The sequence below is a fragment of the Bowmanella denitrificans genome (assembly GCF_002887595.1).
GTDB classification, from domain to species: Bacteria; Pseudomonadota; Gammaproteobacteria; order Enterobacterales; family Alteromonadaceae; genus Bowmanella; species Bowmanella denitrificans.
In genome coordinates, this window is record NZ_PEBU01000013.1 from 152,430 (window position 1) to 160,496 (window position 8,067).

Below are 8,067 nucleotides of genomic sequence, written 5' to 3' on the forward strand. Positions count from 1 at the left end.
ATGTTTTTACATAATCTGGGTTTTGAATGGCGGTACTTTACCCGTCAGCCGTCTTTTATTGTCACTTGTCTGGTGTTTTTCCTGTTGCCGTTTCTGGCTATGACTATCGACAATGTGCAAATTGGTGGTAGCGCCAACACCAACTTTAACAGCCCGCAAACCATCGCGGTGATGACCCTGATCCTCGGGGTGTTCGCCATGTTTCTGGTGGTAAATTTTATCGCTAATACCGCTTTGCGTAATGAGCAGAGCCAGATGCTGGAAATTGTCAGCAGTAAGCCGCTCAAATTGCTCGGCTACCAGAGTGGGCGCTTCCTTGGCAGCTACCTGGTCTGTGTTACGGTATTTGCCATGGTACCGCTGGGCATTTTTATCGGCAGTCTGATGCCCTGGCTGGACAGCGAACGTATCGGTGCTAACCAGTTGAGTTACTACCTGACGCCGTTTCTGACCTTTTCCCTGACCAGTTTGCTGATGATGGCGGCTCTGTTTTATGCGGCGGCGTTAAGGTTCCGCTCTGTGGTGGCGGTTTACCTTACAGCAGTGGCGCTGTTTATTCTGTATATTATCTCCGGACGCTTACTGGATGAGCCTGAATACCGCGTGCTGGCAGCGTTGTCTGATCCTTACGGGCTGCGTGCTTTTAGTGACGTCAGTCGTTACTGGACTCCTTTTGAACGTAATACCCAGGTGGTGGGGCTGGAAGGCGTGGTACTGCAAAACCGCTTGATCTGGCTGACTGTGGCTCTGCTGATATTGGGCTTGTTTGGCGGATTGCACAAACCATTGAGCCTGCCATCGCGTGGTGGCAAAAAAGCCACTAAGGCGGATAAATTTACGCCACCGTTAGCCAATCGCATTGATTACAAACCCTCGTCCAGCGTTGGGTTGGCACATTTTAGCGCCCGCACTGGCTTTGAAATTCGCCAGGTGTTGAAAAGCCCGGCCTTCTTCGTGTTACTGGCCTTTTCTTCCTTTAGTCTGATCAGCGATTTCTTTGACCCGGCAGCCTTATACGATGCGCCTAACTGGCCCCTGACCCAGGATATGCTCAATCTGATCCAGGACAGTTTCTCTTTGCTGCTGGTGATTGTGGTGACCTGGTATAGTGCCGAAGCCGTGTGGCGGGAGCGCAGTGTTGGTATGGGGGATATTGTCGATGCCATGCCGGTATTTAATCTGCATTTCTGGTTGTCGAAGCTGTTGGCCGTGTGTCTGGTGATTTTACTGCTGTTATTTGGTGGGGCATTGGTAACCATGGCCTATCAATTGATTAAGGGCATGGACGACCTGGAGCTGTGGCAATATCTGGCCACCATTTTGGGCTTCCAGGCCCCGACCTGGCTGTTGCTTACCGCTCTGGCGTTCTTTCTGCAGGCCATCAGCCCGAACAAATACGTAGGTATGTTGCTGTTTGTGGCTTATTTCTTTATCTCTCTTGGCCTGGGGGAGATTGGACTGGAGCATAGCCTGTTTAATTATGCCGCTGCACCGTCCCTGCAATACTCTGATATGAACGGTTATGGCTGGTTTGTCACCAGTCAGCTTTGGTTTATGGGCTATTGGTTGAGCCTGGCGGTGATCCTCGGGGTGGTCAGTTACGGTTTATGGCAGCGCGGTCCGCAGATGGGGCTGAAGTTCAAGTTGCAGGCGTTGCCGCTGGTGTTGGGGAAAACCGCCCGTGCTGTGTTGGCCGCGGCACTATTGGTGTTTGTTGGACTGGGCAGCGGTATTTACTACAACACTGTGGTGTTGAATACCTATCTGACCAGCGAGCAGGGCGAAGATCTGCAGGAGCGCTATGAGCGCGACTTCGGCCACCTGGAAGATGCGGATATTCCTGCCGTGACCGCGGTGGAAGCCAAGGTGGATATCTTCGCAAACCAGCGTCGCATTGAGGCTAGCGCTGAATTGGTGCTGACCAATAAAACCGATCAGGTGATAGACGCCATGCTGGTGAACTTGCCCCAATACAGCCCCAGCTATCGTCTGCAGATTGAAGGGGGAGAACTGGGAGAGGTGGATAAAGCCCTGAACCTGGCCAGCTTTACCTTCACCAAACCGATGCAGCCAGGCGAGCAGCGGGCAGGTAAGGTTGAAGTGGTACGCCAGATAGTGGGGTTTGAAGACGGCAGTGGCGACCCTACGTTGGTGAAAAACGGTACTTTTATCAACAACTATGAGCTGTTTGGCCAGTTTGGCTTTGCACCCGAGCGTAAGTTAAGTGACAAGCATGAACGGCGTAAACGCGATTTACCTGAGTTGCAGCGTGCTTATCCACTGGAAGACAGACGTCATTATGCTGACAGTTTCTTTGGTAAAGGCGTGGGACTGATTGACTTTGCCGTCACTCTGTCCACCGACGCAGAGCAGACCGCCATTGCCCCGGGCTATCTGACCCGCCAGTGGCAGGATAATGGCCGACAGTATTTTCGCTACGAAATGGACAGTCCGATGGTCAATTTCTATAGCCTGATGTCGGCACGGCTGGCGGTAAAAAAACAGCAGTACAAGGGTATTGATATCGAGGTTTACTATCATCCGGCCCACCACTGGAACGTGGACAGGATGATGGAATCGGTACGCGATTCACTGGACTATTTCACTGAAGCTTTCGGCCCTTATCAGCACCGGCAGATGCGTATTATTGAGTTTCCTGGTTATCGTTCTTTTGCCCAGAGTTTTGCCAATACCGTGCCTTACTCGGAGCGAATCGGGTTTATCAGTGATCTGCGCGATCCGGAGCATATTGACCCTGTGTACTATGTGACGGCCCACGAAGTAGCGCACCAGTGGTGGGGACATCAGGTGGGGGCGGCGAATGTGCAGGGTAGTGCCATTATTTCCGAAACCTTGTCACAGTACAGTGCGCTGATGGTGATGCAGCACAAATACGGCGAGGCTAAAACCCGTACTTTCCTGACCTATGAGCTGGATCGGTATCTGCGCGGCCGCACCCAGGAACTGATTGAGGAAATGCCGCTGGCCCGCGCCGAAGGCCAGAATTATATACATTATCGCAAGGGCTCGGTGGTGATGGTGGCGCTTAAGCAAGCCATGGGCGAAGCGCAACTTAACGCTGCACTTAAGCAGATGGTGCAGAAGTGGGGCGGCCGGGACGATCGATATCCTACCACCCTGGATCTGATGGCGGAGTTAAAGGCCAAGGCCGATGAGCCCACCCAACAGTTGATTGATACCCTGTTTAAGCAAATCAGCTTGTATGAATTGCAAGCCACCGACGCCAAGCTCAGCGAGGCTGAACAGGGCTTTAGCGTAACGCTGAATGTCAAAGCCGCCCATTATGTGGCAGACGGTCAGGGCGAAGAGCAAGAGCAGCCTATGCAACAGTTGGTGGATATTATGCTGTTTAAAGGCGACCCGGATGATTTTGCTCAGCAAAGTCAGATAGTCTACCGTGGCAAGCATTTGCTCAAGTCTGGTGATAACCAGGTGGTGCTGCAGGTGGATACTGAGCCTGACTATGCCGGGGTTGACCCGCTGGTCACCCTGATCGACAGAGATACCGACAACAATATTATTCGCATCAGCCGTTAAGCCTATGCAGGCCGCGCGCTGTGTGCGGCCTGTCTTTATTCGTTACTTTCAGACTGAAAAAACGCAACCCTTCTGCCTACTTTCATAATGTCTATGGCATTGATTGAGAACGTCTTTTTCCGTTTTAATCTGGCACTGTACTTTCAAAGGGGCAGCGCCGCACGCAGTTGGTAGCAGTTGCCCCATCAGCTGCGGAAAAAACCATGACAAAGATGAATGCCTTGTGTCGCTGGCTTTGTTGCATAGCTTTGGTATCACCACAAGCCATGGCGCAGGCCCCGTCTGTAGGGCTGCACACCCTGGCGGACTTTCCTGTTGGGGTGGCAGTGCCGATTGACCCCTGGCCAAACAGTGTACTGCAAAGCCCGCAGCGCCAAGCATTGGTAGAGCAGCACTTTTCCAGCCTGACTGCTGAAAACGGCATGAAAATGGCGTACCTGCAGCCCGAGCCAGGTCAGTTTGAGTTTGGCGCCGCCGATGCCCTGTTGGCGTATGCCAAAGCGCATGGATTGATACTGCATGGCCATGCTCTGGTATGGCATACCCAGGCTGCGCCCTGGATGGATGCCCATCAGGGGCCGCCCGGCAGTTTTACCGAGATACTGGATGCGCATATTCAGACAGTGGCTAAACATTTTGCCGGGCAGGTGCACAGCTGGGATGTAGTCAACGAGGCCTTTACCGATGACAGCCCCAGTGCATATCGCTCCACCATCTGGTTGGACAATATAGGCCCCGGCTACATTGAACGGGCATTTCGTCTGGCCCGGGCCGCCGATCCCAGTGCCGAGCTATATTACAATGATTACAACATCAGCGGTGCGCTGCCCGCCAAACTGGAGCGGGTGCTGGCGATGCTGGACGACTTTCTGGCCCGTGGTGTGCCGATTGATGGTCTGGGCTTTCAGGTACATATCGACACCGACTCTCCTTCACTTTCCGCCATGTATGATGCCTTTGCCAGTGCGGCAAAACGGGGTGTTAAAGTACGTATTTCCGAGCTGGATATTGCTGTTAATCAATCAGAGCAATATCGCGCCTTAACCCCCGAACTGGCGCGCCTCCAGGCCGAGCGTTATCGACAGGTGGTGCAGGTTTATCTGCAGGCCGTGCCGCCGGCGCAACGCGGTGGTATCACGTTGTGGGGGCTGACCGATGGCGACAGTTGGATCCCCGGTTTTAAGCAGCGCCCGGACTGGCCGCTTTTGTTTGACGATAGCTTTGCTGCCAAGCCTGCTTTGGCGGGGATGGCCAACGGACTGAGGGGACAGCCATGAGATGCCATGTAACACTTGCCAGTCTGATGTTGACGCTGGGATTGCTGGGGTGCTCTGAACCGCCCGCCTTGTCGGCACCATCACCGGAGCCGCAAGCCAGTTTCCTGTGGTTTGAATACCAGGGCATGGACGAAGTGTTCGACGCTCCGCTGGCCCCAGATCGTTATCAAAACCCGGTAGCGGCTGGTTTCTTCCCCGACCCCAGTATTACCCGCAAAGGGCAGGACTACTATATGGCAGTATCTTCGTTTGCCTATACGCCTGGGGCTCCGATTCTGCATAGCCGTGACCTGGTAAACTGGCAACTGCTTGGCCATGCCCTGACCCGACCCTCGCAACTGGACGTGGCGGGAGCCAGGGTATCCAGGGGGATTTTTGCGCCAACCCTGAGATACCACGATGGTCTGTTTTATATGATTACCACCCTGGTAGATAAGGGCGGTAATTTCTTTGTTACCGCCAGCGATCCTGCTGGCCCCTGGTCAGATCCGGTTTGGCTGCCGGAACTGGATGGTATTGACCCCGATATCTTTTTTGACGATGACGGCCGGGTGTTTATTGCCCACAATGGCCCGCCGCCGGGCGAACCTTTATATGAAGGGCACCGGGCCATCTGGTTGTGGGAGTTTGACCCCAAGTCGCAAAAGATTAAGGCCGATAGCGGCAGAATCATTGTCAACGGCGGCGTGGATCTGAGCAAACAACCTATCTGGATAGAGGCGCCGCACCTTTACAAAATCAATGGTTGGTACTACTTGCTGTGTGCCGAAGGCGGTACCGCCGATGAGCATTCCGAGGTGGTATTTCGCAGCCGCAGCCTGGACCTGCCTTTTGAGCCCTACAAAGGTAATCCCATACTGACCCAGCGCGATTTGGATCCGGCCGGACCTGCCCCTATCACCACTGCCGGGCATGCGGACATAGTACAAACGCCCCAGGGGCAGTGGTGGGCGGTGTTCCTGGCCACCCGCGCCTATGCACAGCGTTTCTACAACAGTGGTCGTGAAACCTTTTTGCTACCGGTGAGCTGGCAGGATGACTGGCCACATATTTTACCCGCTGGGCAAGCTATTGATTATCGGCCACAAAAACCGGATGGATTGGCAAACAGCCCGGTGGATGAACCGCTGACCGGCAACTTCACCTGGCGGGATGAGTTTGACCAGCCCTCGCTGAGTGTGCACTGGAGCCAGCTACGCGATTTTAGTAGCCATTGGTGGCATATCCATAAGGGCGAGTTGTTGGTGAAGCCACAGACTGGCAGGCTAAATAGTGCTGAATCACTTAGCTTTATCGGCCGTCGGCAGCAGCATATGCATTACCGGGTCAGCACGGCACTAAACTTGTCCTCGACAGGCTTCTCGGCCGGACTGACGGCTTTTCAGAACGAACAATACCACTACTATCTTGGCGCTCGTCGTGTCGCACAAGGCATGCAGGTGTTTTTAGAGCAGGCGGCGGGGGATGACGGACAAGTGATATTAACAACGCTGCTGGAAGGGCCCGCAAACGGCGACATTAACCTGGCCATTGAGGGCGATAAAGACAGCATCCGCTTTTCTTACCAACTGGGCGAACAGGCCTGGCAACCACTGGGCGGTACATTTGATGGCAAACTGCTGAGCACCCAGTTAGCAGGGGGCTTTGTTGGCACCATGCTGGGGGTGCATAGCCGTCTTGAACCTGTGGAGCCAGGGGTATGAAATTTCTGTCTGTCATGCTGGCGCTGACCGGGCTGTTGACCGCGCCACTTAGCGCGGCTGACTGGCTAACTGAACAACCTGATGCAAGCGCATTTACCCTGGTAGGGGCCAATACCCAGGCGCGTCTGTATATCGACAAGGAAGCCTTGCCGGGCGTGCAACGGGCCGCCCACAATCTGGTCAGTGATATTGCCAAGGTCACTGGTAAAACACTGTTATTGGGGCAGCAAACCCAAAGCGAACAGTTAGTGATTATTGGCAGCCTTGGGCACAGCGCAGTGCTGGACCGCCTGATTGCCGAGGGCAAGCTGGATGTCAGTGCTATCGAAGGGCGCTGGGAAGCCTATCAGATTCAAACCCTGCAGCAGCCGTTACCTGGGGTGAAACAGGCTTTGGTGATTGCCGGCAGCGACAAGCGCGGTGCTATTTATGGGGTGTATAGCCTGTCTGAAGCCATTGGCGTTTCGCCCTGGTATTGGTGGGCCGATGTGCCGGTGAAACGCAAGTCCAGCCTCTATGTTCAGGCCTCTGCGGCGATGGTGGATGCGCCGAAGGTGAAATACCGCGGTATTTTTCTTAACGATGAAGCACCCGCCTTAACTAACTGGGTGAAAGAAAAATTCGGCGACTACAACGCCGAGTTTTATGTGCATGTGTTTGAACTGCTGCTGCGCTTGAAAGCCAATTATCTGTGGCCGGCTATGTGGAATAACGCCTTTGCAGATGATGACCCCGGCAACGCGCTGCTGGCGGATGAAATGGGTATCGTAATGGGCACCTCTCATCATGAGCCCATGATGCGCGCGGATAAGGAATGGAACCGCTATGGCGAAGGGCCCTGGGAGTATTCCAGCAATCGCGACAATATCTATCGCTTCTGGCAACAAGGGGCGCAGCGCCATAAGCAACTGGAAAGTCTGTTTACTCTGGGCATGCGCGGCCAGGAAGACGAACCCATGAGCGAAGGCGAAAATATCGGCCTGCTGGAACAGATTGTGGCGGATCAGCGCCAGATCCTGTCTGACACCTTCGCTGATGATATTCGTCAGGTGCCGCAGGTATGGGCTTTGTATAAAGAGGTGCAGGGCTTTTATGAACGAGGTATGCGGGTGCCCGATGATGTGACCCTGCTGTGGGCCGACGATAATTTTGGCAATATCCGCCGCCTGCCAACCGCAGAAGAGCGCAAGCGCAGCGGTGGGGCCGGGGTGTATTATCATTTCGATTATGTTGGCGGGCCGCGCTCTTACCGCTGGATTAACACCGTTCCTATTGCCAAAATCTGGGAGCAGATGCATCTGGCCTGGCAATATCAGGCGGACCGTATCTGGATAGTCAATGTTGGCGATCTCAAGCCCATGGAGTTGCCCACCGACTTCTTTCTGCGTATGGCCTGGAACCCCACTGCTTTTACCGCTGCCACTCAGGCCGCTTTTAGCAAGCAGTGGGCCAGCCAGCAATTTGGCCCTGAATACGCAGCGGATATTGCCCGCATCCTCGATGGCTATACCCGCCACAATGGCAGGCGC

4 protein-coding genes are annotated in these 8,067 nt (G+C 54.3%); all 4 read left to right on the plus strand.

Features of this window, described 5'->3' with window-relative positions; translation table 11 throughout:
• The gene (locus tag CSR04_RS20645; RefSeq protein ID WP_102798233.1) at window positions 1-3,558 is read left to right on the plus strand and encodes an ABC transporter permease/M1 family aminopeptidase; all 3,558 of its coding nucleotides are present in this window, start codon (window positions 1-3) and stop codon (window positions 3,556-3,558) included.
• Between the two features lie 203 nt (window positions 3,559-3,761).
• On the plus strand, window positions 3,762-4,835 hold the full coding sequence (locus CSR04_RS20650) for an endo-1,4-beta-xylanase (RefSeq protein ID WP_146027217.1): 1,074 nt from the start codon (window positions 3,762-3,764) through the stop codon (window positions 4,833-4,835).
• Window positions 4,832-6,538, plus strand: coding sequence for a glycoside hydrolase family 43 protein (locus CSR04_RS20655; RefSeq protein WP_102798235.1), 1,707 nt, complete (start codon window positions 4,832-4,834; stop codon window positions 6,536-6,538). The genes CSR04_RS20650 and CSR04_RS20655 overlap by 4 nt, the downstream gene beginning before the upstream one ends.
• A partial coding sequence (locus CSR04_RS20660; protein ID WP_172449448.1) for a glycosyl hydrolase 115 family protein occupies window positions 6,535-8,067 on the plus strand: 1,533 nt, incomplete at its 3' end. The genes CSR04_RS20655 and CSR04_RS20660, both read left to right, overlap by 4 nt.

Excerpts from the sequence above, each read along its gene's own strand:
- CSR04_RS20645 (WP_102798233.1), top strand. The coding sequence starts at position 1 with ATGTTTTTACATAATCTGGGTTTTGAATGGCGGTACTTTACCCGTCAG.
- CSR04_RS20655 (WP_102798235.1), top strand. The coding sequence starts at position 4,832 with ATGAGATGCCATGTAACACTTGCCAGTCTGATGTTGACGCTGGGATTG.
- CSR04_RS20650 (WP_146027217.1), top strand. The coding sequence starts at position 3,762 with ATGACAAAGATGAATGCCTTGTGTCGCTGGCTTTGTTGCATAGCTTTG.